The organism is Pseudomonas sp. BJa5, from assembly GCF_030272875.2.
Taxonomy (GTDB): Bacteria; Pseudomonadota; Gammaproteobacteria; order Pseudomonadales; family Pseudomonadaceae; genus Aquipseudomonas.
On record NZ_JALRNG020000027.1, the window covers coordinates 22,762 to 47,910 of the forward strand.

Consider the following 25,149-nt stretch of genomic DNA (forward strand, 5'->3'; position numbering starts at 1 on the left):
CGCGCCTGCCGGCTTACCAGCAGATGCCTTCGGTGCGGGTGGCCGGGGAAGTGGCCTTGCTCATGAAGCCGACCAGGTCGATGACCTGCTTGCCTTCAGGGGCTTGCTGGGCGAGGGCGCGGAACTTCTCGTCGCGGTTGCCCAGTACGATCACGTCGGCGTGGTGGATGACCTGGTCGAAATCGGCATTGAGCAGCGACGAGACGTGCGGGATCTTCGACTCGATGTAGTCCTTGTTGGCCCCATGGACACGGGCGTACTCGACGTTGCTGTCGTAGATGTTCAGCTCGTAGCCCTTGCCGATCAGGCGTTCGGCCAGTTCCACCAGGGGGCTTTCGCGCAGATCGTCAGTGCCGGCCTTGAAGCTCAGGCCGAGCAGGGCGATCTTGCGCTTGTCGTGGCTTTCGATGATGTCGAAGGCGTTCTGCACCTGGGACTCGTTGCTGGTCATCAGCGAGTTGAGCAGCGGCGCCTTCACGTCCAGGCTGCTGGCGCGGTAGGTCAGGGCGCGCACGTCCTTGGGCAGGCACGAGCCGCCGAAGGCGAAGCCCGGGCGCATGTAGTACTGCGACAGGTTCAGGGTCTTGTCCTGGCAGACCACGTCCATCACGTCGCGGCCATCGACGCCGACCGCTTTGGCGATGTTGCCGATCTCGTTGGCGAAGGTCACTTTGGCCGCGTGCCAGACGTTGCAGGTGTACTTGATCATTTCGGCCACTTCGATGGCCTTGCGGATGATCGGCGCATCGAGCTCTTCGTACAGCGATTGCAGAATGTCGCCGCTGGCGGTGTCCAGTTCACCGATGACAGTCATCGGCGGCTGGTCGTAGTCCTTGATCGCGGTACTTTCGCGCAGGAATTCCGGGTTGACCGCCACGCCGAAATCGACGCCGGCCTTTTTCCCCGAGCAGTCTTCGAGGATCGGGATGACCACGTTCTTGACGGTGCCCGGCAATACGGTGCTGCGCACCACGATGGTGTGGCGGCTGGCTTTTTCGCGCAACACCAGGCCGATTTCACGGCACACCGACTCGATGTACTCCAGGCCCAGGTCGCCGTTCTTCTTGCTCGGCGTACCGACGCAGATCATCGACAGGTCGCTGTCGCGGATGGCCGCGGCGAAGTCGGTGGTGCCGCGCAGGCGGCCGGTGGCGATGCCCTGCTGCAGGAGCGCTTCAAGCCCGGGTTCGACAATGGGCGACTTGCCCTGGTTGATCAGGTCGATCTTGGTCCTGGACACATCCACGCCAATCACTTCGTGACCCCGTGCGGACAGGCAGCCTGCACAGACTGCACCTACATAACCCAAACCAAAGATGCTGATACGCATCGCTATCACCTCATGTGTTTATCATGCCGACTCAACTAGCAGAGCCAGGCCGGGTTGATTAACCAGCAATGTCTGGGCGAGCGGAGTTAGTGGCAAGAAGATGTCACTTCACCGTGCGCAGGCATATAAATGTGGAGTGCGAAATACGCTGCACTCAATATTGGCAGTTAATATCCAATAATTAATGGCGTGCCCTTTACTGCAGCCGTCTTTATTGCAGACCGGTTCTCCGGCGCTGCAGTGCTTGCTCTTTCAAGTGGATAAAATCCTTTGAAATCAACCACTAGGACGATTCTGTCGGGCGCGTATCTCCTGGGTTCGACTGGGCTTCAGTCGTCGACACTCAAGTCAAAAGTTGCTGGGTGCACAACCGTTGTGCAGTTCCAGCAGTGTTGTAGGTCATCTCTCACACTGGGCTGGAGAATCGTTACGGGTGCTATGAGCGATGGTCGAGGGGATAAGTTCCGAGGCGGGTTCGGCGACCGTGAAAGATTTTTAAATATTTTTTCAAGTGCCATTACTTCCACTTTGATGGCACGGGCTAGTTTCATCCCTGTATATAAAGGACGAACTCGGGGAGGGATATTTTTGTGCCAGTATCGAAAAAATTTTTCGAAATTCGTCAAAAAATTACGGGCGGGGGTTATGGCGTTTTGCAATAAAAGAGATGTTGGCGAATTTATGGCGCCATAAAATTGGCGTTTTCACGGGTTCTGTAGGAGCGGGCTTGACCCGCGATGAGGCGGGCAACGTCCACGCATCTGATCGCGGGGCAAGTCGAGTCGTCGCACCGCCGCTCCTACAGGTAGGTATTATTCCTCCGGATGATCGCGCAGGAACACCAGGTTGTCCGGCTTCGACTGCTCGGCACTGTAGTAGTAGCCCTGCACATCGAACTGCTTGAGCCGCTCGGGGTCATTGATGCGCTCCTGGATCACGAAGCGGCTCATCATCCCGCGGGCTTTCTTGGCGTAGAAGCTGATGATCTTGTATTGGCCGTTCTTGAAGTCGCGGAACTCGGTGTTGATGATCCGCGCCTTCAAGGCGCTGCGCTTGACCGCGCTGAAGTACTCGTTGCTGGCGAGGTTGAGCAGCAGGTCGTCGCCCTGGTCGGCCAGGGCCTGGTTCAGCCATTCGCTGATGCGCGTGCCCCAGAAGGCGTACAGGTCCTTGCCGCGGGCGTTGGCCAGCTTGGTGCCCATTTCCAGGCGGTAGGGCTGCATCAGGTCCAGCGGGCGCAGCAGGCCGTACAGGCCCGAGAGCATGCGCAGGTGGTCCTGGGCGTAGCTGAAGTCGTCTTCGCTGAGGGTTTCGGCATCGAGCCCGGTGTAGACGTCACCCTTGAACGCCAGCAACGCCTGCTTGGCGTTGTCCGGGGTGAAGGCCGGGGTCCAGCTGCCGAAGCGCGCTGCGTTGAGGCCGGCAAGCTTGTCGGAGAGGTGCATCAGCTCGCTGATCTGCGCCGGCGACAGTTCGCGCAGTTGCACGATCAGCTCCTGGGAGTCGTCCAGGTACTGCGGCTGGGTGTAGCGCTGGGTCACGGGCGGGGTGTCGTAGTCGAGGGTCTTGGCGGGGGAAATCACCGTCAGCATCGGTCGGGCTCCTGAAATCGTGGGGGCGATTCTACGGGGCGGGGGCTGTGATCTCCAGCTATGACGTCGATAGCCACAGACCATCCCGACGCTTGACGCTATAGTGCGCGGCGAGGAAACCGGGGAGCCCGATCGTGCGCATTGCCTTTGTATTTCTGAGCGGGCTGTTGAGCCTTGCCGCCCACGCCGCGCCGCTGCCGCTGGCGACGTTCGACCGTAGCCACTGGCCGGAGCAGCTCGACAGCCCGGCCCTGTTCGATGTCGCCTCGCGTGCCGAGATCCTTGGCTTTGCCCACGCCCTGCAGGCCAGCGAGGCGCTGGATGAACCGACCCTGGCCGCGCGCCTGGGGCTGCGGCAGATCAACCTGGTATCGATCAACCAGGTGCGCCAGCGCCTGTGGCAACAGTTGTGGCGCAACTACGCGCTGGCGCAGCAAAGTTGCGACCAGGATGCCTCGTTCTGCTATGCCATCGATGGTCAGGCCGAATTGCGCCAGCAGGCGGTGAAGTTCGTGGTGGCCGGTGACTCCTTCTATGCCGGTTGGGCCGGGCCCGCCAGCGAGTTTCACACGCTGTACCTCAATGAGCTGCTGCGCAAGGCCGCGCTGTTCCCGCAGACCGCCAGCGAGATTGAGCGCTATTCGGACCAGGAGCGCAGCGGCGACGAGCTCAACGACCGGCTGTTCATGCTGACCTTCGACTCGGGACCGGGGGCGATCGGCGGCAGTACCGATAGGCTGACCGACTACCTGCGTCGGCAAAAGCTCGCGGCCACCTTCTTCGTGCTCGGCAACAGCCTGCAGACGCGCCGCGACAAGACTTCGCTGGCCGATCTGCGCACGCTCTACCGTGGCCAGTGCGTGGGCATCCAAGGCTGGCAATACCGCTCCCACGGGCAGTGGCAGGACTGGCAGGACTCGGTGCTGCGCAGCCAGGCGCGGGTTCAGGCGGACCTGCCCGAGCAGTATGTGCCGATGTTCAGGCCACCCTATGGCCAGCGTCGGGCCGACAGCCAGGGGTTCTTCGCCAGCCAGGGCTTGCAAGTGGTGCTGTGGAATATCGATGCACAGGACCAGGGCGGGTTAAGTGCCGAACAATCGGCGCAGCGGGTGCTGACCCTGATGCTGCTGTGGCGACGTGGCGTGATCCAGTTTCATGATGGCCAACCCAAGGCGCAGGAAGCCGTGGCCTGGTTGCTCAAGCGCACGGCGCAGACGGGGATTGGTTGGGAAGATTGCCGGCATTTTGTCGGCAAAAGCTGAAATAACGAGTGGAAAGGTTACTCAGCAAGAAAAAGTTACATGCAATTCACAGGGCCTGATTTATGACTGTAGCGGTGCATTGGCCCTGCGCCAAGGGCTATTTGTCATGGCGAAAAATAAACTTCAAAAATGCGTAAAAATGCTTTTTTCGGTAATGGGTTTTGCGGTATCAAGAAGACAGACCGCCGAACCCTGCAGCACAGGTGGCGTCACTGGGCACCTTGATCTGTGGGAGCTTCCCGACCGTAACGACGCGGTACAGGGGAGAACGGCGGCCACTTCTCGGCGCAGCACCGTTTTGGTATTGCGTCGTCAGGCCCCGACAAAGGTGACCGAGTATGGATGACCAAGGACGCACCACTTCCTCCCACAAGCCAATCCTGTATGTGCTCGATACCAATGTACTGATCCACGATCCCAACGCCTTGCTCAATTTCGAGGAGCACCACGTCGCCATACCGATGACGGTGCTGGAGGAGCTCGACAAACTCAAGACCGGCAAGCACACCGTCGCCGCCGAATGTCGCCAGGCCATCCGCCTGATCGACCAGACCCTGGGCGATGCCTCGCCTGCCGATGTCGAGCAGGGCGTGCCGATCCAGCGGGGCAAGAGCGGGCCCAAGGGCTTGCTGTCGATCCTGATGAGTCCGCGCAACGAGCCGCACCGCCTGCTGCCGGAGACTCTCAACGACAACATCATCATCAACCAGTTGCTTGAGCTGCGTAGCCGGCGCAAGGACCTGGACGTGGTGCTGGTGACCAAAGACATCAACATGCGCCTCAAGGCCCGCGCCTGCGGGATCGCGGCCGAGGACTACAGCACCGACCAACTGGTTGACGACGTTTCCCTGCTGTCCAAGGGCTATCACAGCGTCACCGGATCGTTCTGGGACCGGGTCAGCAAGGTCGAGACCCGCCAGGACCATGGTCGCACCTGGCATCGGGTGCAAATGATCGACAACCTGCCGGCGGTGCACATCAACGAGTTCATCATCGACGAGCAGGGCTTCGTCGGCTGGATCAAGGGCATCAAGGACGACGAACTGCTGCTGCTCGACCTGCACCAGGAACCGCTGCTGCACCAGGAAGCCTGGGGCCTGAAACCGCGCGACATCCACCAGAGCCTGGCGCTGTTCGCCCTGCTCGATCCGGACATCCACCTGGTCAACCTGACCGGCGCCGCCGGCTCCGGCAAGACCATCCTGGCCCTGGCCGCCGCCATCGAGCAGACCATGGTCAGCAAGCGCTACCGGCGCATCATCGCCACCCGCAGCGTGCAGGGGCTGGACCAGGAGATCGGCTTTTTGCCGGGCACCGAGGCGGAAAAAATGGAGCCCTGGCTCGGGGCGATCACCGACAACCTCGAAGCCTTGCACATGGATGATGAAAGCACCCATGGCAGCGTCGACTACATCCTCGAACGCGTACCGCTGCAGTTCAAATCCCTGAACTACATTCGCGGTCGCAGCTTCCAGCAGAGCCTGATCCTGATCGACGAGTGCCAGAACCTCACCCCGCACCAGATGAAAACCATCATCACCCGTGCCGGTGCCGGTTCCAAGGTGATCTGCCTGGGCAACCTGGCGCAGATCGACACCCCCTACCTGTCCGCTACCAGCTCGGGCCTGACCTACCTGACCGAGCGCTTCAAGGACTTCCCCAACGGCGTGCACATCACCCTGCAGGGCGTGCCGCGGTCGATCCTGGCCGAATACGCCGAATCGCACCTGTAACCACCAGTCACCGGGCGGCCCTGCCGCCCGGTTTTTTCGCTGCGAAAACCTGACCCTTGGGTTTACACTCTGTGCTCCCTTCACAGGAGCAGAGCTGTGCTGACTCATCTCGATTCCCAAGGTCGGGCCAATATGGTCGACGTCACCGAAAAAGCCGTGACGGCGCGCGAGGCCGTGGCCGAAGCGCGGGTGCGCATGCTCCCGCAAACCCTGCAAATGATTGTCGACGGCGAGCACCCCAAGGGGGATGTGTTCGCCGTGGCGCGTATTGCCGGCATCCAGGCAGCGAAGAAAACCAGCGACCTGATCCCGCTGTGTCACCCGCTGATGCTCACCAGCGTCAAGGTCGAGCTGACCGCCGACGGGCAGGATGCCGTGCGTATCCTCGCCCGCTGCAAACTGGCCGGGCAGACCGGGGTGGAGATGGAGGCACTGACTGCTGCCAGCGTCGCGGCGCTGACCATCTATGACATGTGCAAGGCCGTGGACAAGGGCATGGTCATCGAGCAGGTGCGCCTGCTGGAGAAGACCGGTGGCAAGAGCGGTCATTACAAGGTGGAGGGCGAATGAAGGTCAAGGTCATGTATTTCGCCCGTTATCGCGAACTGCTGGGGCTCGACAGCGAGCGTCTCGAGGGGAGTTTTGCCGTGCTCGACGACGTGCGCCAGGCCCTGGTGGCCAAGGGCGGGGACTATGCGGTGCTGGCCGAGCAGAATCTGATGTGTGCGCGTAACGAGGAGCTGTGCAAGCTCGATGAAGCGCTGGAGGAGGGCGATGAGATTGCCTTTTTCCCACCCGTGACCGGAGGTTGAGCATGGCGGTACGCGTACAGCAAGCGGCATTCGATCCAGGCACCGAGGTCAACGCCATGCATGCCGCCAACGTTGGTGTGGGGGCGGTGGTCAGCTTCGTCGGCTACGTGCGTGATTTCAACGATGGCCTGGAGGTGGCGGGGATGTTCCTGGAACACTATCCGGGGATGACCGAGAAAGCCCTGGCCAAGATCGTGGTCGAGGCCGAGCAGCGCTGGCCGCTGCTCAAGGTCGAGGTGCTGCACCGCATCGGCGCGCTGGAGCCCGGCGAGCCGATCGTCTTTGTCGGCGTGGCCAGCGCCCATCGCCAGGCGGCGTTCGACGCCTGCAATTTCATCATGGACTACCTCAAGACCCGGGCGCCGTTCTGGAAGAAGGAACAGACCGCAGCGGGGGACCGCTGGGTCGAGGGCAAGCAGAGCGACGAGGACGCGGCAGGGCGCTGGTAATTGACCCGGCTCCTGCAGGAGCGATTGTCTTTGTGGGAGCTGGCGAAGCCTGCGAGAGGCTAGCACTGACACAATCTAAGGATCACGAGCGCTGCGCGCTCGATCGCAGGCTTCGCCAGCTCCCACAGCTCCCACAGCTCCCACAGTGCGATCCCGATGTGCTTGAATTCCGCTGTTGAGTTTTCGTACAGAAAAGTCCAGTATGGATTTCAAAGTACAAAACGCCTTGCCATTCCTTTCTTCTGTCTTGCAACACACCTCCAATAACGAGCGAGAGAGACCCTCATGAAGAAGTCCACCCTGATCAGCGGTCTGGTCCTGAGCCTCCTGGCCAGCAGCAATCTGTTCGCCGCCGAGAAAACCTTGCGTATTGGCATCGAAGCCGCCTACCCACCCTTTGCCTCGAAGACCGACAAGGGCGAGATCGTCGGTTTCGACTACGACATCGGCAATGCCTTGTGCGCGCAGATGCAGGTCAAGTGCGAGTGGAAAGAGGTGGAGTTCGACGGCCTGATTCCTTCGCTGAAGGTGAAGAAGATCGACGCCGCGCTGTCGTCGATGACCATCAACGAGGACCGTAAGAAATCGGTGGATTTCACCCACAAGTACTACTTCACTTCGTCGCGGCTGGTGATGAAGAAAGGCGCGGTGGTCGATGACCAGTACGCCAGCCTCAAGGGCAAGACCGTGGGCGTGCAGCGCGCCACCACCACCGATCGCTACGCCACCGAGGTGATGGAGCCCAAGGGCATCACCATCAAGCGCTACAGCAACAACGAAGAAATCTACATGGACCTGGCGTCCGGACGGGTGGATGCGATCTTCGCCGATACCATCCCGCTGGACGACTTCCTGTCCATGCCGCGGGGCGCCGATTATGCCTTCGTCGGCCCGGAGCTCAAGGACCCGAAATACGTCGGTGAAGGCGCCGGGATCGCCGTGCGCAAGGGCAATGCCGAGCTGGTCAGCCAGTTGAACAATGCCATCGATGCCATTCGCGCCAACGGCGAATACCAGAAGATCCAGTCCAAGTACTTCAAGACCGACATCTACGGCGACTGATCGCCCGGCTCAAGGCCTGAAGCGCTTTCAGGCCTTGAGTTCCTTCAGGTGCTTGTACACCGTCGCCCGCCCCATCCCCAGCACATTGGCCACGTAATTGGCCGCACTCTTGCCCTTGAACGCGCCCTCGGCGTGCAGGGCCAGCACCAGCTCGCGCTTGTGGTCGCGGGTCAGTACATTCAGGCTCAACTGGCGCTGGCGCAGCCAGCTGTTGAGGAAGGTATTGATGCGCTCCTGCCAGTCGTCGCGAAACAGCGCATCGGGCTGCGGGATCAGCCGGTTGGGCGAGAGGAACAGCTCCAGCGCCGCCCGGGCGTTCTCGAACAGGGAAATATTCAGGTTGATGCACAGCACCGCAACCGGCTTGCCGGCGCCGTCGCGCAGCACCGTGCTCAGCGAACGGATCTTCTGCCCGTCCCAGTTGAGCTTTTCGTAGGGGCCGATGTTGGTTTCCTCGCTACCGGTCTCGAGCATGTCCTCCAGCGCCGCATCGTCACCGATCTCGCGCTTGGACAGGTTGTTGGCGATGTAGTCGATCTTCTGGCTGCGCAGGTCGTGCAGCACCACCTCGGCGTGGGGGAAGAACAGGGTGGCGATGGCATCGGCGATGGCCCGGTAGTTGTCCAGGGCAGGATCGGGGCGGGGTAGCGACATTCAGGCAGGCTCCAGGCGGTGTCAGCGCCCTTGTTTCAAGGGCGCTGCGAGTGTGCCGCAATCGCGGCGGTGCGTCATCCCTGCAGGCGGCGGGGCGACAGCGCCTCGGCGCTCAGGCCGAAGCCTTCGAGGTGCTCGCCCAGCGCCTGGCCGCGCACCAGGGCGGCGCTGGCCTGGCCCATGGCCGGCGAGGTCTGGATGCCGTAGCCGCCTTGCGCCGCGACCCAGAACAGGCCTGGTACTTGTGGGTCGAAACCGGCCACCAGGTCGCCGTCGCTGACGAAGCTGCGCAAACCGGCCCAGGTACGGGTAGGGCGGCGGATGCTCAGGGTGGTGGCTTCCTCGATCTGGTAGATGCCCATGGCGATGTCCAGCTCCTCGGCCTGCACGTCATGAGGCTCGACCGGGTCGGCATTGGCCGGCGAGCCGAGCAGCATGCCGGCGTCGGGCTTCATGTAGAACGACTCGTCGAGGCTGACCAACATCGGCCAGGCATGGCTGTCGATACCTTCGGGGCCGGCAAAGATAAAGGCGGCACGGCGCTTGGGTTGCAGGCCCAGGGGTTGGGCGCCGGCCAAGGCGCCGATCTGGTCGGCCCAGGCACCGGCGGCGTTGATCAGCACGGGGGCGCTGAAGCTGCCGCGGTTGGTATGCACCTGCCAGTGGCCATCGGCATCGCGCTCCAGGCGCTGCACTTCGCAATCGCTGTGCACTTCGCCCTGCTGGCGGCGGATGCCGCGCAGGTAGCCCTGGTGCAGGGCGTCGGTGTCGATGTCGCTGGCGCTCGGATCATAGAGTGCGCCATGCACTTTTTCGCGGCGCAGCACCGGCAGGCGCGCGCAGGCCTGGTCGGCGTCGAGCAGTTCGACCTGGGGCACACAGGCTTTGGCGCTCTGGTACTGGCGTTGCAGTTCCTGCGGGTCGCCGTTGAAGTCCACGGTCATTTCCCCACGCGGCGTCAACAGCGGATGCTCGGCAAAGCCTGCCGGCGGGTGATCGAAGAAGTCGCGGCTGGCCAGGGTCAGGGCGCGCACCTGGGGGGTGCCGTAGGCGGCGGTGTAGAGCGCTGCCGAACGGCCAGTGGAGTGATAGCCGGGTTGCGCTTCGCGTTCGAGCAGCACTACCCGGCCATGGGCCGCCAGCCAGTAGCCGGTGGAGGCGCCGGCGATGCCGGCACCGATGATGATGTAGTCAGCCTGTTGCATGAGTCTCTCCTCAGCGCTTGCGCTGCAGTTGGTACAGCGCATTGGCCAGGGCGATGTCTTCCAGCCCCAGGCCGATGGAGCGGAAGAAGGCGTGGCGCTGGTAGCTCGGAGCAGGCGCCTGGCCGCTGACCAGTTGCGCGAGGTCGCCGACAATCGCCTCGGGCTGCCAGCCGTGCTGTTCGGCGGCGATGCGCATTTCACCGGCGCTGCCCGGGGTGGTTACCCGGTAGTCGCAATACACCTCCATTTCGCCAAGGCAGGCGGGTGGAATTTCGTGGGCGCGCACGGCATTGGTGCTGATCGAGGTGATCAGTGCCGGCTTGCTCAAGGTGCGCGGGTCGATGACCGGGCTCGGCGACGAGGTGCACAGCAGGATCACATCGGCGTCATCGGTCGCCTGCTCGAGGCTGTCGCTGAGGGCCAGGCGTGGGTCGAGGTCGCGCAGGGCCTGGCGCTGTTCGTCGGTGTGCTGGGCCAGGTTGGCCGAGAACAGGCGGATGTCCTGCCAGTCGCGCAGGCTGCGGATGTAGTGCAGGTGGGCGCGGGCAATCGGACCGCTGCCGATCACGCACAGGCGCCGGGCGCTGGCCGGGGCCAGGCTGTCGACGGCCACGGCGGTGGCGGCGGCGGTGCGCGCGGTGGTCAGCTCGCCGGCGTCGCACAGCAGCAGCGGCTGGCCGCTGTCCATGGACATCAGCAGGGTCCAGGCGGTCACCAGTGGGCCCTGCTCGCGGACGATGTAGGGCGAGGTCTTCAAGCCATAGACGCGCTCGTTGGCCAGCACGCCGCCATAGTTGATGAAGTCGCCCTGGCCCTGGGGAAATTCCACCAGTTGCTGGGGCGGTTGCACCGCTTGTCCGGCGGCAAGATCACGGAACAGGTTGCGCAGGATCTGCGGAACATCCACCTGGGCGAGCAGTTGGCGGGCGAGCTGTTGATCGATGACGAGAGGCGCGGACATGCGAAACTCCAAATGAACTATTTTGTCTATTATGGACTTTTTGTTTATTTGGGCAATATCAGCCGATCCGAAAATGCAAAAAGCATCGCGGGGCAAGCCCGCTCCTACCGTAGGAGCGGGCTTGTCCCGCGATGCCTTTTGTTGGTGACCCGCGATCAGTGATGCTTGCGCGGTACCGCTTTGAGCAACTCGGTTGGCGGCATCTCGCAGCTGATCTTGCGGCCCAGCAGTTCTTCGATGGCCGGCAACTGGTAGGAGTCGTCCTCACCGGCGAAGCTGATCGACACGCCGCTGGTACCGGCGCGACCGGTACGACCAATACGGTGAACGTAGTCGTCCGGATCTTCCGGCAGGGTGAAGTTGATCACATGGCTGATGCCGTCGATATGGATGCCACGACCGGCCACGTCGGTGGCGACCAGCACGGTGATGCGCCCTTCGCGGAAGTTTTCCAGGGTCTTGATGCGCTTGTGCTGGGGCACGTCGCCCGACAATTGGGCGGCATTGACGCCGTCACGCACCAGGCGTTCTTCGATGCGTCGCACTTCATCCTTGCGGTTGGCGAAGACGATCACCCGTTCCCACTTGTTTTCGGTCACCAGGTTGTACAGCAGTTTGTACTTGTCGCTGCCGGCCACGGCATAGACGTGCTGCTCGACCGTTTCGCTGGCCACGTTCTCCGGCTCGATCTCGACGATGGCAGGGTCAGTGGTCCACTGCTTGGCCAGGTTCATCACGTCGTCGGTGAAGGTGGCGGAGAACAGCAGGGTCTGGCGTTCGCTCTTGGGTGGCGTCTGGCGGATGATCTGCCGGACCTGGGGGATGAAGCCCATGTCGAGCATGCGGTCGGCTTCGTCCAGCACCAGCACCTCGACCATGTCCAGGTGGGCTTCGCCGCGCTGGTTGAAGTCCAGCAGGCGGCCTGGGGTGGCCACCAGGATGTCACAGTGACGGGCTTCGAGGGCCTTGAGCTGCTTGTCGAAGTCCATGCCGCCGACGAAGGTCATCACGTTCAGACCGGTGTATTTGGTCAGCGCCGCGGCGTCCTTGGCGATCTGCACCACCAGTTCGCGGGTCGGGGCGATGATCAGCGCCCGTGGCTCGCCCATGTAGCGCTCTTTGGGCGGCGGGGTCTGCTGCAGCTGGGTGATGATCGAAATCAGGAAGGCCGCGGTCTTGCCGGTGCCGGTCTGGGCCCGGCCGATGGCGTCCTTGCCACGCAGGGTGTAGCCCAGCACCTGGGCCTGGATCGGCGTGCAGTACGGGAAGCCCAGGTCGTGGATCGCATGCATCAGCTCTGGCGAGAGCTTGAAGTCATGGAACCGGGTCTTGCCTTCCTGGGGCTCGACCACGAAATCTTCCAGCTTCCAGGTGGAGGCTGCCGGTTTTGGCTTGCGCTCCCGGCGCGGCTTGGGCTCGGCAGGCTTTTCGGCGCGTGCAGGCTTGGCTGCCTCGGTCTCGGCAGTGAGCGGGGCGGCCGGGGCAGGGGCCTGGGCCTGGGCCGGCGCCGGTGGCGGCGTCACAGGGGCGGCGGCTTCGGGGGCGAGTTGCTCAGCCTCGCTCTTGCCGAACATCTTCTTGAGTGCTTTGAGCACGGTCATCTCATCAATTGGTTAAGGAATGTACGCCGGGCAGTGTAAAGCAAGATTCGGGCGCGGCGTAGTGGATTGCACCGACAACTACAGCGCTGCCTTCAGCGCAGCTGCTTGCTCAGCCAGTTGTAGATGTCCTGGATCTCCTCCTGCAGCACTTCGTGCTCCATGGGGTACTCCTGCCAGTTGGCGTCGACGCCCCAGCGCTTGAGGTGTTCGAACGCGGTGCGGCCCATGGACGGGATCACCACCGGGTCGTGCACGCCGTGCAGGCACAGGGCTGGGGTGCGTTGCTGGCAGGCGGTCAGTTGGGTGTCGTCGGCAAAGGTCGGTGCATAGGTCGACAAGGCCAGCACGCCGCCCAGGGCCTCTTGCCACTTTATATAGGCGGTGTGCAGCACCACCGCGCCGCCCTGGGAGAAACCGGCGAGGAAGATCCGCGAGAGGCTGATGCCCTTGGCCTGTTCGGCCTTGATCAGGGCGATGACCTGGTCGGCCGAGGCTTCGAGCTGGTCCTGGTCGATGGCCCGCGCCGGGGTCATGGCCTTGATGTCGTACCAGCTGGGCATTTCGTACCCGCCATTGATGGTAACAGGGCGGGTTGGCGCCTGTGGCATGACGAAACGGGTACTCAGCAGTCCACCCTGCAGGGCCTCGGCCACCGGCAGGAAGTCGTAGCGATCGGCCCCCAGGCCATGCAACCAGATGACACAGGCATCGGCGGTGTTTTGTGGTTCGAGAATCAGCGGGTTGGTCATGACTGCTCCGAAAGAGTGCGCACATAGTTGATCGAGTGCATGAAAACAAGGCGCGCCGGGTGAAACAAAGAAAAAGATGTCGCACGGCTGAAACTTTATTGCTTGACGCGCACTGAAACGCTTAAGCCTCTGACTGTGGTACGCGCTTTGCTATGAACATTCCGATGCGAGGTTACACGTTTTGGACGGTAACACCCGTTAGCGATTCCCAAGGCTGTCACAGAACAGCGCATTGCGCCAATTGACCCAAAAACAAGCCAACACGGGTCGGATGCGCCTCATAAGGGTGCGGTGCAATTCCGGCTCAATACAACAAGAGCAAAACTGGAGGTTTGAATGAAGATGTTGAAATCCACCCTGGCAGTGGTTACCGCTGCTACCGCACTGGGTATCAGTGGTCTGGCACAGGCGGGCGCAACCCTGGATGCGGTACAGAAGAAGGGATTCGTCCAGTGTGGTGTCAGCGACGGCCTCCCGGGGTTCTCGGTACCGGATGCCAAGGGCACCATCGTCGGCATCGACGCAGACGTCTGCCGCGCGGTAGCCGCAGCGGTGTTCGGCGATGCCACCAAGGTCAAGTTCAGCCAGCTCAACGCCAAGGAGCGCTTCACCGCGCTGCAGTCCGGTGAAGTCGACGTGCTGTCGCGCAACACCACCTGGACCAGCTCCCGCGACGCCGGCATGGGCCTGGTGTTCGCCGGTGTTACCTACTACGACGGCATCGGTTTCCTGGTCAACAAGAAGCTGGGCGTATCCAGCGCCAAGGAGCTCGACGGCGCAACCATCTGCATCCAGGCCGGTACCACCACCGAACTCAACGTCTCCGACTACTTCCGCGCCAATGGCCTGAAGTACACCCCGATCACCTTCGACACCTCCGACGAAAGCGCCAAGTCGCTGGAATCCGGCCGTTGCGACGTGCTGACTTCCGACAAGTCGCAGCTGTACGCACAGCGCTCCAAGTTGGCCGCGCCAGCCGACTATGTGGTACTGCCGGAAACCATTTCCAAGGAGCCCCTGGGCCCGGTGGTGCGCAAAGGCGACGAAGAGTGGTTCAGCATCGTCAAGTGGACCCTGTTCGCCATGCTCAATGCCGAAGAGATGGGCATCAACTCCAAGAACGTCGAGGCTGAAGCCAAGTCCACCAAGAACCCTGACGTGGCGCGCATGCTCGGTGCCGACGGCGAATACGGCAAGGACCTGAAACTGCCGAAGGACTGGGTGGTGAAGATCGTCAAGCAGGTCGGCAACTACGGCGAGGTGTTCGAGAAGAACCTCGGCAAGGAGACCCCACTGCAGATCGACCGTGGTCTGAACGCCCTGTGGAACAACGGCGGCATCCAGTACGCACCGCCTGTGCGCTGATGGCTGCACCTGCGGCGGCAATGGGCCGCCGCAGGTTGTTCGACTCCCTTTTCTCCGGGGCATTACATGCAAAATCAAATCGGCGCACCCAAGGGGCTATCCCTGAGCGATCCACGTGTGCGTGCGTGGCTGTTCCAGATCATCACCGTGGTCGCGGTGGTCGCTCTGGGCTGGTACCTGTTCCACAACACCCAGACCAACCTGCAACACCGGGGCATCACCTCGGGTTTCGACTTTCTCGAGCGCAGCGCCGGCTTCGGCATCGCCCAGCACCTGATCCCCTACACCGAGCAGGACAGCTATGCCCGGGTATTCGTCATCGGCCTGCTCAACACCCTGCTGGTGACCTTTATCGGTATCGTCCTGGCGACCCTGCTGGGGTTCATCATCGGTGTGGCGCGGTTGTCACCGAACTGGATGATCAACAAGCTGGCCACGGTGTATGTCGAGACTTTCCGTAACATTCCACCGCTACTGCAGATCCTGTTCTGGTACTTCGCGGTGTTCCTGACCCTGCCGGGACCGCGGGGCAGTATCAACATCAACGACGCCTTCTTTATCAGCAACCGGGGCCTGAACATGCCCGGTGCTTCCGTGGCCGAAGGATTCTGGCCATTCGTCGTCAGCCTGGTGCTGGCTATCGTCGCCATCGTGGTGATGGTGCGCCTGGCCAACCGGCGCTTCGAAGCCACCGGCGAGCCGTTTCACAAGTTCTGGGTCGGCCTGTTCCTGTTCTTCGGCATTCCGGCGCTGTGCGTGCTGCTGTTCGGTGCCCCCCTGCACTGGGAAATGCCGCAGCTCAAGGGCTTCAACTTCGTCGGTGGCTGGGTGCTGATCCCCGAGCTGCTGGCCCTGACCCTGGCCCTGACCATCTACACCGCAGCGTTCATTGCCGAGATCGTGCGTTCGGGCATCCGTTCGGTCAGCCATGGCCAGACCGAAGCCGCCCGTTCCCTGGGACTGCGTGAAGGGCCGACGCTGCGCAAGGTGATCATTCCCCAGGCGCTGCGGGTGATCATCCCGCCGCTGACCAGCCAGTACCTGAACCTGGCGAAGAACTCTTCGCTGGCGGCCGGTATCGGTTATCCGGAAATGGTCTCGCTGTTCGCCGGTACCGTGCTCAACCAGACCGGTCAGGCCATCGAGGTGATCGCCATCACCATGAGCGTCTACCTGGCCATCAGCATCAGCATTTCGCTGCTGATGAACTGGTACAACAAGCGCATTGCGCTGATCGAGCGGTGAGGACACGCGCATGACTTCCCATGTATTCAAACCCGATATGCCGCCACCGGTGAAAACCGTCGGTGTGCTGGCCTGGATGCGCAGCAACCTGTTCTCCAGCTGGCTCAACACCTTGCTGACGCTGTTTGCCCTGTACCTGGTATGGCTTATCGTACCGCCGCTGCTGCAGTGGTCGATCTTCGACGCCAACTGGGTCGGCACCACCCGTGCCGACTGCACCAAGGAAGGCGCCTGCTGGGTGTTCATCCAGCAGCGCTTCGGCCAGTTCATGTACGGCTACTACCCGACCGAACTGCGCTGGCGGGTCGACCTGACCGTGTGGCTGGCGGTGATCGGCGCCGCGCCGCTGTTCGTCTCGCGCTTCCCGCGCAAGGCGATCTACGGCCTGTGCTTCCTGGTGGCCTACCCGATCATTGCCTACACCCTGCTGCATGGCGGCTTCCTGGGCCTGGCCACGGTGCCGACCAGCCAGTGGGGCGGCCTGATGCTGACCCTGGTGATCGCCACCGTGGGCATCGTCGGCGCCTTGCCGCTGGGCATCCTGCTGGCGTTGGGGCGGCGCTCGAACATGCCGGCGGTGAAGGTGGTCTGCGTGACCTTCATCGAGTTCTGGCGGGGCGTGCCGTTGATCACCGTGCTGTTCATGTCGTCGGTGATGTTGCCGCTGTTCCTGCCCGAAGGCATGAGCTTCGACAAGCTGCTGCGGGCGATGATCGGGGTGATCCTGTTCCAGTCGGCCTACATCGCCGAAGTGGTACGCGGCGGCCTGCAGGCTATTCCCAAAGGCCAGTACGAAGCGGCCGCGGCCATGGGCCTGGGCTACTGGCGGGCGATGGGCCTGGTGATCCTGCCGCAAGCCCTGAAGCTGGTGATCCCGGGCATCGTCAACACCTTCATTGCCCTGTTCAAGGACACCAGCCTTGTGATCATCATCGGCCTGTTCGACCTGCTCAACAGCGTCAAGCAAGCCGCTGCCGACCCTACCTGGCTGGGCATGGCGACCGAGGGCTACGTGTTCGCCGCCCTGGTTTTCTGGATTTTCTGTTTCGGTATGTCCCGCTACTCCATGCATCTGGAGCGCAAGCTGGACACAGGCCACAAGCGTTAGGAGTGTTCCCATGAGTGAAGCGATCAAACAGCCTGTGAGCCCTGAAGGCATTATTCAGATGCAGGGCGTGAACAAGTGGTACGGCCAGTTCCACGTGCTCAAGGACATCAACCTGAATGTGCGCCAGGGCGAACGTATCGTCCTGTGCGGACCGTCGGGTTCGGGCAAGTCCACCACCATCCGCTGCCTCAACCGCCTGGAAGAGCACCAGCAGGGCCGCATCGTGGTCGATGGCGTGGAACTGACCAACGACCTCAAGCAGATCGAAGCGATCCGCCGTGAAGTCGGCATGGTGTTCCAGCACTTCAACCTGTTCCCGCACCTGACCATCCTGCAGAACTGCACCCTGGCGCCGATGTGGGTGCGCAAGATGCCCAAGCGCAAGGCCGAGGAAATCGCCATGCATTACCTTGAGCGGGTGCGGATTCCGGAGCAGGCCAACAAGTACCCGGGACAGCTGTCCGGTGGTCAGCAGCAGCGGGTGGCGATTGCCCGTGCGCTGTGCATGAAACCGAAGATCATGCTGTTCGACGAGCCGACCTCGGCGCTCGATCCGGAAATGGTCAAGGAAGTGCTCGACACCATGGTCAGCCTGGCCGAAGACGGCATGACCATGCTCTGCGTGACCCACGAAATGGGCTTTGCCCGAACCGTGGCGAACCGGGTGATCTTCATGGACAAGGGTGAGATCGTCGAACAGGCGGCGCCGGACGACTTCTTCGACCGGCCGCAGAATGAGCGGACCAAGCTGTTCCTGAGCCAGATCCTGCACTGAGGCCTCTGGCTTTAACGGTGCACTGTAGGAGCGGGCTTGCCCCGCGATGAAGCCGGTTCTGGCAACACATCTGCGTTGTCTGTCCAGACGTCATCGCGGGGCAAGCCCGCTCCTACCCGGTATCAGTCTTCTTCCTTGGTCACCGGCGCAGGCGGCGGACGCAGGCCGATCTCGGCGGTCAGCTTCAGCTCCTTGCCGTTGCGAATGACCTGGATCGCCACCTTGTCGTTGGGCTTGATCCGCGCCACCTGGTTCATCGAGCGACGACCATCGCCGGCCTGTTCGCCGTTGATGCTGAGGATCACGTCACCCAGTTGCAGGCCGGCCTTCTGCGCCGGGCCGTCGCGGAAGATCCCCGCCACCACGATCCCCGGACGCCCTTGCATGCCGAAGGATTCCGCCAGTTCCTGGCTCAGCGGCTGCACTTCGATGCCCAGCCAGCCACGAATCACCTGGCCATGTTCGATGATCGACTTCATCACCTCCAGCGCCAGCTTGGTCGGAATGGCGAAGCCGATGCCCTGGGAACCGCCGGACTTGGAGAAGATCGCTGTGTTGATGCCGGTCAGGTTGCCGTTGGCGTCTACCAGCGCGCCACCGGAGTTGCCCGGGTTGATCGCGGCATCGGTCTGGATGAAGTCTTCGTAGTTGTTCAGGCCCAACTGGTTACGGCCGGTGGCGCTGATGATGCCCATGGTCACGGTCTGGCCGACGCCGAAGGGGTTGCCGATGGCCAGGGCGACGTCGCCGATGTGGATGTTGTCGGAACGGCCGATGGTGATCGACGGCAGGTTCTTCAGGTCGATCTTGAGGACGGCCAGGTCGGTTTCCGGGTCGCTGCCGATGACCCGTGCCAGGGTTTCGCGGCCATCCTTGAGCGCCACCACGATCTGGTCGGCGCCGGAGGTCACATGGTTGTTGGTCAGCAGGTAGCCTTCCGGGCTCATGATCACCGCCGAACCCAGGCTCGATTCCCAGCGCCGCTGCTTGGGCAGGTTGTCACCGAAGAAGCGGCGGAACTGCGGGTCTTCGAACAGCGGGTGGGCGGTCTTGTTGACCACCTTGGTGGTGTACAGGTTGGCCACCGCCGGGGCGGCATTGCTGACCGCGTCGGCATAGGACACCGGGCCCTGCATGATCCGCGTGGTCTGCGGCGCCTGCTGCAGGTTGACGTCCTGGCTGGGCAGGCCGACCCATTGCGGAAAACGCTGGATGATCAACAGGGCGATCAGCACACCGACCAGCAGTGGCCAGGCAAAGTAACGCAAAGCCTTGAACATTGAACAAATCCTGGGAGTTGGCAGAGGGCCGTGGACAGCCGGGAGCGTGAACGCGCGCGATCATACTGTGGCAAGGCCTGGGCAGGAACTGCCAAAGCACCACGAAGGCCAACGTCGGATACCCCCGGGCAACTGCCGTCGGTTTCCCCAAACCCGGCGACGGCCCATAATGGCAGCCATTATACGGGGCCTTGTGCCGCGCTGAACCTGATTTGAGGAGTCTTTTCATGGCTGTTGCCCTGAGCACCCTGGTCGAGGAAGCCGAACGCTACCTTGGCAGCGCAAAAATCCAGGATTACTGCCCCAATGGCCTGCAGGTGGAAGGGCGTCCGCAGGTGACCCGCATCGTCAGCGGCGTCACCGCCAGCCAGGCCTTGCTGGATGCGGCGGTCGAAGCCGAGGCCGACCTGGTGCTGGTGCACCACGGTTACTTCTGGAAGGGCGAAAACCCCTGCATCACCGGCATGAAACAGCGCCGGCTCAAGACCCTGCTCAAGAACGACCTGAGCTTGCTGGCCTATCACCTGCCGCTGGACCTGCACCCGGAAGTGGGTAACAACGTGCAACTGGCCCGCCAGCTGGATATCACCGTGGAAGGACCGCTGGACCCGGACAACCCGCGGGTCGTCGGTCTGGTCGGCTCGCTGGCCGAGCCGATGTCGGCGCGCGACTTCGCCCGCAAGGTGCAAGAGGTGATGGGCCGCGAGCCGCTGGTGATCGAAGGCGAGCAGGTGATTCGTCGGGTCGGCTGGTGCACCGGGGGCGGCCAGGGTTACATCGACCAGGCGATTGCCGCCGGTGTCGACCTGTTCCTCAGCGGCGAAGCCTCCGAGCAGACCTTCCACAGTGCCCGGGAAAACGGCATCAGCTTCATCGCCGCCGGTCACCATGCCACCGAGCGTTACGGCGTGCAGGCGTTGGGTGATTACCTGGCCCGACGCTTTGCCCTGGAGCACCTGTTCATCGATTGTCCGAACCCGATCTGAGGCTCAAACGGCAGGGTATATTCTTATACTGTTTCGTTCTAGTTGGGCGGCTAAATAGAATCGAGTGCTGTGATACAGTGACCCGCTCGAACACGGCCCGCTGGCCGTCCATAAGATCGTATTTCCGTGAGTAGCCATGGTCGACAAACTGACGCATTTGAAACAGTTGGAGGCGGAGAGCATCCACATCATTCGTGAGGTGGCCGCCGAGTTCGATAACCCGGTGATGCTGTACTCGATCGGCAAGGACTCGGCCGTGATGCTGCATCTGGCGCGCAAGGCTTTCTTCCCGGGCAAGCTGCCGTTTCCGGTGATGCACGTCGACACCCAGTGGAAATTCCAGGAGATGTACAGCTTCCGCGACAAGATGGTCGAGGAAATGGGCCTGGAGCTGATCACTCACGTCAACCCAGAAGGCGTCGCCCAGGGCATCAACCCCTTCACCCACGGCAGTGCCAAGCACACCGACATCATGAAGACCGAGGGCCTGAAGCAGGCACTCGACAAGCATGGTTTCGATGCCGCCTTCGGTGGTGCCCGCCGCGACGAAGAAAAGTCCCGGGCCAAGGAACGCGTCTACTCGTTCCGCGACAGCAAGCACCGCTGGGATCCGAAGAACCAGCGCCCGGAGCTGTGGAACGTCTATAACGGCAAGGTCAACAAGGGCGAATCGATCCGTGTCTTCCCCCTGTCGAACTGGACCGAGCTGGACATCTGGCAGTACATCTACCTCGAAGGCATCCCGATCGTGCCGCTGTACTTCGCTGCCGAGCGTGACGTGATCGAGAAGAACGGCACCCTGATCATGATCGATGACGAGCGCATCCTCGAGCACCTCTCGGATGAAGAAAAGGCCCGCATCGTCAAGAAGAAAGTGCGTTTCCGTACCCTTGGCTGCTACCCGTTGACGGGCGCTGTCGAGTCTGAGGCTGAAACCCTGACCGACATCATTCAGGAAATGCTCCTGACGCGCACTTCCGAGCGCCAGGGCCGCGTCATCGACCACGATGGTGCCGGCTCCATGGAAGACAAGAAACGTCAAGGCTATTTCTAAGTTAGGGTCAGACCATGTCGCACCAATCCGAATTGATCAGCGAGGACATCCTCGCCTACCTGGCCCAGCACGAACGTAAAGAACTGCTGCGCTTCCTTACCTGCGGTAACGTCGACGACGGCAAGAGCACCCTGATCGGGCGCCTGCTGCACGACTCGAAGATGATCTACGAAGACCATCTGGAAGCCATCACCCGCGACTCGAAGAAAGTCGGCACCACCGGTGACGACATCGACCTGGCGTTGCTGGTCGACGGCCTGCAGGCCGAGCGTGAGCAGGGCATCACCATCGATGTGGCCTACCGCTACTTCTCCACTGCCAAGCGCAAGTTCATCATCGCCGACACCCCGGGTCACGAGCAGTACACCCGCAACATGGCCACTGGCGCGTCCACCTGCGACCTGGCGATCATCCTCGTCGACGCCCGCTACGGCGTGCAGACCCAGACCCGCCGGCACAGCTACATCGCCTCGTTGCTGGGTATCAAGCACATCGTCGTCGCGGTCAACAAGATGGACCTCAAGGGCTTCGACCAAGGCGTGTTCGAGAGCATCAAGGCCGACTACCTGGCGTTCGCCGAAGCCATCAACATGACCCCGAGCAGCCTGCACTTCGTACCGATGTCGGCGCTCAAGGGCGACAACGTGGTCAACCGCAGCGAGCGTTCGCCGTGGTACACCGGCCCTGCGCTGATGGAAATCCTCGAAACCGTGGAAGTAGCGGCCGACCGCAACTTCACCGACCTGCGTTTCCCGGTGCAGTACGTCAACCGTCCGAACCTGAACTTCCGCGGCTTTGCCGGCACCCTGGCGAGCGGCGTGGTGCACAAGGGCGACGAGATCGTGGTACTGCCGTCGGGCAAGAGCAGCCGGGTCAAATCCATCGTCACCTTCGAAGGTGAGCTGGAGAACGCCGGTCCCGGCCAGGCCGTGACCCTGACCATGGAAGACGAGATCGACATCTCCCGTGGCGACCTGCTGGTGCATGCCGACAACGTGCCGCCGGTGACCGACCAGTTCGACGCCATGCTGGTGTGGATGGCCGAAGAGCCGATGCTGCCGGGCAAGAAATACGACATCAAGCGCGCCACCAGCTATGTGCCGGGCTCGATCGCCAGCATCACTCACAAGGTTGATGTGAACACCCTGGAGCAGGGCGCTGCCAGTGCCCTGCAACTGAACGAGATCGGCAAGGTCAAGGTCAGCCTCGACGCACCGATCGCCCTGGACGGCTATGACAGCAACCGCACCACCGGTGCGTTCATCATCATCGACCGCCTGACCAACGGCACCGTCGGCGCCGGCATGATCATCGCGCCACCGGTCGTGCCGCACGGTACCGTTGGCCAGCATGGCAAGCTGGCGCATGTGGACACCGAAGAGCGTGCCCTGCGCTTCGGCCAGCAACCGGCCACCGTGCTGTTCAGCGGCCTGTCGGGTGCGGGCAAGAGCACCCTGGCCTACGCCGTGGAGCGCAAGCTGTTCGACATGGGCCGTGCGGTCTATGTGCTCGATGGCCAGAACCTGCGCCACGACCTGAACAAGGGCCTGCCCCAGGACCGTGCCGGGCGTACCGAGAACTGGCGTCGTGCCGCCCACGTGGCGCGCCAGTTCAACGAAGCCGGCCTGCTGACCCTGGCCGCCTTCGTCGCCCCGGATGCCGAAGGCCGCGAACAGGCCAAGGCCCTGATCGGCAAGGAGCGCCTGCTCACCGTCTACGTCCAGGCTTCGCCGCTGGCCTGCCGCGAGCGTGACCCGCAGGGCCTGTATGCCGCCGGTGGCGACAACATCCCGGGTGAAAGCTTCCCGTATGACGTACCGCTGGATGCGGATCTGGTGATCGACACCCAGAGCGTCAGCCTGGAAGAGGGCGTCAAGCAGGTGCTGGAGCTGCTGCGTCAGCGTGGTGCGATCTAAGCGTCAGCCCTGAACGGAAAACCCCACCTCGGTGGGGTTTTTTGTTGCCCGAACCAAACTCCGGCCCTGTAGGAACGGCGGTGCGGCGACCCGACTTGCCCCGCGATGCGGCGGTGATATCAATCGCGGGGCAAGCCCGCTCCTACCAGCGCTGCTTGCGCCGAAGCAGCCTGCTCAAATGTGTTTTTCCGACACCGGAATCACCCGCTTCTCCTTCACCGCCTTGAACGAAAAGCTCGAATAAATCTCCTTCACCCCCGGCAACGACTGCAGCACTTCCCGGGCGAACTCGCCGAACGACTCCAGGTCCCGCGCCAGGACCTCTAGCAGGAAGTCGTAGCGTCCGGAGATGTTGTGGCAGGCGACGATCTCGGGAATCTCCATCAGCCGCTGCTCGAAGGCCCGGGCCATGTCCTTGTTGTGCGAATCCATCATGATGCTGACAAAGGCCGTCACGCCAAAGCCCAGGGCCTTGGGTGAGAGGATGGCCTGGTAGCCGGTGATGTAGCCGTTTTCTTCCAGCAGCTTGACCCGCCGCCAGCAGGGCGAGGTAGTCAGGGCGACGTTGTCGGCGAGTTCGGAAATGGTCAGCCGGGCATTGTCCTGCAAGGCGGCGAGCAGGGCGCGGTCGGTACGGTCGATGGCGGTAGGCATGGTTTGCCCTCCGTGGCCTGGAATCACTGTTTTTTTATCAACAACCCCGGGTAAGGGTGGTCACATTTGGAAAAAATTCAGCACCTCAGTGGCATAAGCTTATAACAAACCACAAGAGGCTGTTGTCATGAGCGGCTCCACCAAGGATTCAGGTTTTGCTACCCGTGCCATCCATCACGGCTATGACCCGCTGGCTCATCAAGGGGCGCTGGTGCCCCCGGTCTACCAGACGGCCACCTTCGCTTTTCCTACAGTCGAATACGGCGCGGCCTGCTTTGCCGGGGAAGAGGGTGGACACTTCTACAGTCGCATCTCCAACCCCACCCTGGCCTTGCTGGAGCAACGGATGGCGTCCCTCGAAGGCGGCGAAGCCGGCCTGGCGCTGGCATCGGGCATGGGCGCGATCACGGCGACCTTATGGACCCTGCTACGTCCCGGTGATGAAGTGCTGGTGGGGCGCACGCTCTACGGCTGCACCTTCGCCTTCCTGCACCACGGCATCGGTGAGTTCGGGGTCGAGGTCCGGCATGTGGACCTGACCGACCTTGAGGCCGTTGCGGCAGCGATCAGCAGTAAAACCAAGGTCATCTACTTCGAAACCCCGGCCAACCCTAATATGCAGATGGCCGATATCGCTGCGGTGGCCGCGCTGGCCCACGCGCACGACATCAAGCTGGTGGTCGACAACACCTACTGCACCCCCTACTTGCAGCGTCCGCTGGAACTGGGCGCCGACCTGGTGGTGCATTCGGCCACCAAGTACCTCAGTGGCCACGGTGATATCACCGCCGGCCTGGTAGTCGGACGCAAGGCACTGGTGGACCGGATTCGCCTGGAAGGGCTGAAGGACATGACCGGTGCCGTGATGTCGCCCCAGGACGCCGCCTTGCTAATGCGCGGCATGAAAACCCTGAACCTGCGCATGGATCGCCACTGCAGCAATGCCCAGGTCATCGCCGAGTTCCTCGAGCAGCACCCGTCCGTGGAGCTGATCAACTACCCCGGCCTGCCCAGCTTTCCCCAGTACCAGCTGGCCAAGCAGCAGATGCGCCTGCCCGGCGGCATGCTCGCCTTCGAACTCAAGGGCGGCATCACTGCGGGACGGCGCTTCATGAACGCCCTGCAACTGTTCAGCCGCGCCGTCAGCCTGGGCGATGCCGAGTCCCTGGCCCAGCACCCGGCGAGCATGACGCATTCCAGCTATACCCCAGAAGAGCGTGCCCGTTATGGCATCTCCGAGGGGCTGGTGCGGTTGTCGGTGGGCCTGGAGGACATCGACGACCTGCTGGCGGATATCGAACAGGCGCTGAAAGCCTGCGCCTGAACCCTCACGGAAGAGGTCAATACGATGGTGGC

At 62.4% G+C, this 25,149-nt stretch carries 23 protein-coding genes; 14 read left to right on the plus strand and 9 right to left on the minus strand.

The window, feature by feature from the left end:
• Positions 1 to 13: 13 nt before the first annotated feature.
• Positions 14 to 1,330, minus strand: a complete 1,317-nt coding sequence (locus M2D63_RS16190) for a nucleotide sugar dehydrogenase (RefSeq protein WP_285863956.1) — start codon at positions 1,328 to 1,330, stop codon at positions 14 to 16.
• 812 nt (positions 1,331 to 2,142) lie between these two features.
• The gene (gene yaaA / locus M2D63_RS16195) at positions 2,143 to 2,922 is read right to left on the minus strand and encodes a peroxide stress protein YaaA (protein WP_285863957.1); all 780 of its coding nucleotides are present in this window, start codon (positions 2,920 to 2,922) and stop codon (positions 2,143 to 2,145) included.
• A 134-nt stretch (positions 2,923 to 3,056) separates the two neighbouring features.
• On the opposite strand from yaaA, the gene M2D63_RS16200 reads away from it, so the two are divergent.
• The 6 genes from M2D63_RS16200 (at position 3,057) to M2D63_RS16225 (ending at position 8,240) form a co-directional block, all read left to right on the plus strand.
• A complete protein-coding gene (locus tag M2D63_RS16200; protein ID WP_285863958.1) occupies positions 3,057 to 4,184 on the plus strand; it encodes a polysaccharide deacetylase family protein in 1,128 nt (375 codons plus the stop codon).
• A 338-nt stretch (positions 4,185 to 4,522) separates the two neighbouring features.
• Entirely contained in the window at positions 4,523 to 5,917 is a 1,395-nt protein-coding gene (locus tag M2D63_RS16205; RefSeq protein ID WP_285863959.1) for a PhoH family protein, read from the plus strand.
• A gap of 96 nt (positions 5,918 to 6,013) precedes the next feature.
• Positions 6,014 to 6,487, plus strand: coding sequence for a cyclic pyranopterin monophosphate synthase MoaC (moaC, locus tag M2D63_RS16210; protein ID WP_285863960.1), 474 nt, complete (start codon positions 6,014 to 6,016; stop codon positions 6,485 to 6,487).
• Entirely contained in the window at positions 6,484 to 6,729 is a 246-nt protein-coding gene (locus tag M2D63_RS16215) for a MoaD/ThiS family protein (RefSeq protein ID WP_285863961.1), read from the plus strand. The genes moaC and M2D63_RS16215 overlap by 4 nt, the downstream gene beginning before the upstream one ends.
• Positions 6,730 to 6,731: 2 nt before the next feature.
• Entirely contained in the window at positions 6,732 to 7,178 is a 447-nt protein-coding gene (gene moaE, locus M2D63_RS16220; protein ID WP_285863962.1) for a molybdopterin synthase catalytic subunit MoaE, read from the plus strand.
• 285 nt (positions 7,179 to 7,463) lie between these two features.
• Positions 7,464 to 8,240 carry an ABC transporter substrate-binding protein gene (locus M2D63_RS16225; protein WP_285863963.1) on the plus strand — a complete coding sequence of 259 codons (777 nt, stop codon included), beginning with the start codon at positions 7,464 to 7,466 and terminating at the stop codon, positions 8,238 to 8,240.
• A 27-nt stretch (positions 8,241 to 8,267) separates the two neighbouring features.
• Here the strand turns inward: M2D63_RS16225 and M2D63_RS16230 are convergent, their stop codons facing one another.
• The 5 genes from M2D63_RS16230 to M2D63_RS16250 all read right to left on the minus strand — a co-directional run bounded on the left by M2D63_RS16230 (position 8,268) and on the right by M2D63_RS16250 (position 13,410).
• A complete protein-coding gene (locus tag M2D63_RS16230; RefSeq protein ID WP_285863964.1) occupies positions 8,268 to 8,894 on the minus strand; it encodes a transcriptional regulator in 627 nt (208 codons plus the stop codon).
• 74 nt (positions 8,895 to 8,968) lie between these two features.
• The gene (locus M2D63_RS16235) at positions 8,969 to 10,099 is read right to left on the minus strand and encodes an FAD-binding oxidoreductase (protein ID WP_285863965.1); all 1,131 of its coding nucleotides are present in this window, start codon (positions 10,097 to 10,099) and stop codon (positions 8,969 to 8,971) included.
• Between the two features lie 10 nt (positions 10,100 to 10,109).
• Positions 10,110 to 11,060 carry an ornithine cyclodeaminase family protein gene (locus tag M2D63_RS16240; protein ID WP_285863966.1) on the minus strand — a complete coding sequence of 317 codons (951 nt, stop codon included), beginning with the start codon at positions 11,058 to 11,060 and terminating at the stop codon, positions 10,110 to 10,112.
• 155 nt (positions 11,061 to 11,215) lie between these two features.
• Positions 11,216 to 12,655, minus strand: coding sequence for an ATP-dependent RNA helicase RhlB (gene rhlB / locus M2D63_RS16245; RefSeq protein WP_285863967.1), 1,440 nt, complete (start codon positions 12,653 to 12,655; stop codon positions 11,216 to 11,218).
• A 98-nt stretch (positions 12,656 to 12,753) separates the two neighbouring features.
• Entirely contained in the window at positions 12,754 to 13,410 is a 657-nt protein-coding gene (locus M2D63_RS16250) for an alpha/beta hydrolase (RefSeq protein WP_285863968.1), read from the minus strand.
• Positions 13,411 to 13,746: 336 nt separating this feature from the next.
• Between M2D63_RS16250 and M2D63_RS16255 the strand changes: the two genes are divergently transcribed.
• From M2D63_RS16255 to M2D63_RS16270, 4 genes are all read left to right on the plus strand, one after another.
• Complete coding sequence (locus tag M2D63_RS16255) at positions 13,747 to 14,775, plus strand: amino acid ABC transporter substrate-binding protein (protein WP_285863969.1); 1,029 nt, start codon at positions 13,747 to 13,749, stop codon at positions 14,773 to 14,775.
• A gap of 66 nt (positions 14,776 to 14,841) precedes the next feature.
• A complete protein-coding gene (locus M2D63_RS16260; protein ID WP_285863970.1) occupies positions 14,842 to 16,020 on the plus strand; it encodes an amino acid ABC transporter permease in 1,179 nt (392 codons plus the stop codon).
• 10 nt (positions 16,021 to 16,030) lie between these two features.
• On the plus strand, positions 16,031 to 17,128 hold the full coding sequence (locus M2D63_RS16265) for an amino acid ABC transporter permease (protein WP_285863971.1): 1,098 nt from the start codon (positions 16,031 to 16,033) through the stop codon (positions 17,126 to 17,128).
• Positions 17,129 to 17,138: 10 nt separating this feature from the next.
• Entirely contained in the window at positions 17,139 to 17,903 is a 765-nt protein-coding gene (locus M2D63_RS16270; protein WP_274295875.1) for an amino acid ABC transporter ATP-binding protein, read from the plus strand.
• Between the two features lie 122 nt (positions 17,904 to 18,025).
• Here the strand turns inward: M2D63_RS16270 and algW are convergent, their stop codons facing one another.
• Positions 18,026 to 19,183, minus strand: a complete 1,158-nt coding sequence (gene algW / locus M2D63_RS16275; RefSeq protein ID WP_285863972.1) for a Do family serine endopeptidase AlgW — start codon at positions 19,181 to 19,183, stop codon at positions 18,026 to 18,028.
• A 227-nt stretch (positions 19,184 to 19,410) separates the two neighbouring features.
• Here algW and M2D63_RS16280 point away from each other — a divergent pair, with 227 nt between their 5' ends.
• From M2D63_RS16280 to cysN, 3 genes are all read left to right on the plus strand, one after another.
• Entirely contained in the window at positions 19,411 to 20,169 is a 759-nt protein-coding gene (locus tag M2D63_RS16280; protein ID WP_285863973.1) for a Nif3-like dinuclear metal center hexameric protein, read from the plus strand.
• 136 nt (positions 20,170 to 20,305) lie between these two features.
• Positions 20,306 to 21,223 carry a sulfate adenylyltransferase subunit CysD gene (gene cysD / locus M2D63_RS16285; RefSeq protein WP_285863974.1) on the plus strand — a complete coding sequence of 306 codons (918 nt, stop codon included), beginning with the start codon at positions 20,306 to 20,308 and terminating at the stop codon, positions 21,221 to 21,223.
• Positions 21,224 to 21,237: 14 nt separating this feature from the next.
• Positions 21,238 to 23,139 (plus strand): sulfate adenylyltransferase subunit CysN, encoded by a 1,902-nt coding sequence (cysN, locus tag M2D63_RS16290; RefSeq protein WP_285863975.1) that lies wholly within the window; start codon positions 21,238 to 21,240, stop codon positions 23,137 to 23,139.
• A 174-nt stretch (positions 23,140 to 23,313) separates the two neighbouring features.
• Here the strand turns inward: cysN and M2D63_RS16295 are convergent, their stop codons facing one another.
• Positions 23,314 to 23,793, minus strand: a complete 480-nt coding sequence (locus M2D63_RS16295) for an Lrp/AsnC family transcriptional regulator (RefSeq protein ID WP_285863976.1) — start codon at positions 23,791 to 23,793, stop codon at positions 23,314 to 23,316.
• 127 nt (positions 23,794 to 23,920) lie between these two features.
• Here M2D63_RS16295 and M2D63_RS16300 point away from each other — a divergent pair, with 127 nt between their 5' ends.
• The gene (locus M2D63_RS16300) at positions 23,921 to 25,117 is read left to right on the plus strand and encodes a methionine gamma-lyase (protein ID WP_285863977.1); all 1,197 of its coding nucleotides are present in this window, start codon (positions 23,921 to 23,923) and stop codon (positions 25,115 to 25,117) included.
• Positions 25,118 to 25,149: the final 32 nt, after the last annotated feature.